This window comes from Seonamhaeicola aphaedonensis, assembly GCF_003386195.1.
GTDB lineage: Bacteria > Bacteroidota > Bacteroidia > Flavobacteriales > Flavobacteriaceae > Seonamhaeicola > Seonamhaeicola aphaedonensis.
In genome coordinates, this window is the sequence record NZ_QRDX01000031.1 from 1 (window position 1) to 1678 (window position 1678).

The 1678-nt window shown below is 28.3% G+C and carries 2 protein-coding genes; both read left to right on the top strand.

Annotation, left to right across the window (positions count from 1 at the left end; genetic code table 11):
- Window positions 1-143 precede the first annotated feature (143 nt).
- Complete coding sequence (locus DFQ02_RS14965; RefSeq protein WP_116525255.1) at window positions 144-701, top strand: TIR domain-containing protein; 558 nt, start codon at window positions 144-146, stop codon at window positions 699-701.
- A gap of 6 nt (window positions 702-707) precedes the next feature.
- Entirely contained in the window at window positions 708-1550 is an 843-nt protein-coding gene (locus tag DFQ02_RS14970) for a macro domain-containing protein (RefSeq protein WP_116525256.1), read from the top strand.
- Window positions 1551-1678 lie beyond the last annotated feature (128 nt).

Consider the following 1678-nt stretch of genomic DNA (forward strand, 5'->3'; position numbering starts at 1 on the left):
AATTAGAGATTATAAGGAAGAGCTTTTCTCTAATTATTGCTCAAGAATTTATTATCTTTTCATTCTCAAAGCAGAACTACGTTTAACCCTGAGTTGTAGCCAATGCAAAACAGACTTTACTTAAAGATAAAAAACAATCAATTATGAGTAAAAATTATAGTGCCTTTTATGTTAGTGAACCTTTTAGTGAATCAGCACTTGGAGCACATGCTAGCAAAGATTTTTGTTATTATCAAATGTTAAAGGCTTGGAAAGGTTCTGACTCTTCCTTTCCTTTTAATAATGCACATGACACAACATACAATGTTCGCGATAACAGTGACTGGGAATTAACACTTAAACCAAGACTGAGGCAAAGATTAAGAAACTCTAAGAACATTATATTATTTTTAAGTGAAAACACAAAAAATTCCAAAGCACTTAGAGAAGAAATAGATTATGGTGTGAACACATTGAATTTACCAATTATTGTTATTTATCCAGACTTGAAAACGAGAGAAGATTTACTTAATTATGCTAATACAGACTTGAATAATACTGTGAAAGCATTATGGAATAAATTACCAATTTTTAGAGATTCAAAATCGAATGTACCAGTTCTGCATGTTCCAATGAATAAAGAAACTATTCGGCTTGCTTTAAATAACACCAATTTCAGAGAGGGTTCTAAAAAAGAAGCTGGAGACTATTTTTATAACTAAGAAACTATGAAAGTCAATTTTTTAGACAAAAATGTAAGAAACAAGTTTTGGATTTACTTTTCAGTAATTTCAGGAATTTTGTCATTCATATTACTCTTTAATATTATTCCTGACGAATACAATAATTGTTTAAAATACTTTGGTTATGCTGCATTCGTTATATTAATTCTAATTTATTTATTCATTTGGTACAGAGCTAATAATCTGACTAATATAAATATCGATGTTGATGGCAGTACTGTAAATATCAAATGTGGAGACTTATTTTCTGAGAAGGGATTGAAGACAATACCTTTCAATGAATTCTTTGATACAATAGTTGATGATAAAATCATATCAAACAAATCTCTTAATGGTATTTTTATTAATCGCATTTTTAATGATAATGTAGGTCAACTTGACACATTTATTGTCGAAAACTCAGATAGTTCAGATATAATTGAAAACGAATTTGAAAGAACGAGAGGCGGTAAAAAAGTTAAATTTAAACTTAGTACAATATTTGTCTATGAAGATTATATAATAACTGCTTTTTCAAAATTTGATGAACATAATAGAGCTACTTTGACTATGCCTGAATACATAGAATTTTTAATTAATTTTTGGGATAGAGTTAACCGAATTTATGCACAAAAAAATGTTTCTGTTCCAATTTTTGGTTCAGGAATAACCAGACTGAAAGAACACAAAAATATAGGCGACGAGGATTTATTAAAGATTATGCTATGGACATTTAAACTAAGTGAAATGAAATTTAAATATCCCGCAAAACTATCAATAATAATTCATGAGGATAAAATTGACCAAATCAATTTATTCAATTTAAAATCAACTGAACTTGGATTGTAATTTCTAACTATTAAAATAAAAAGCACTGGCTACAACAAAGAACTGAGTTAAAAAACAAGTGTTTTAAGCTAATTTAGAAACAAAGTTCTCATCGTAAGGTAATCCACTTTTTACGATAGCAAATGCCT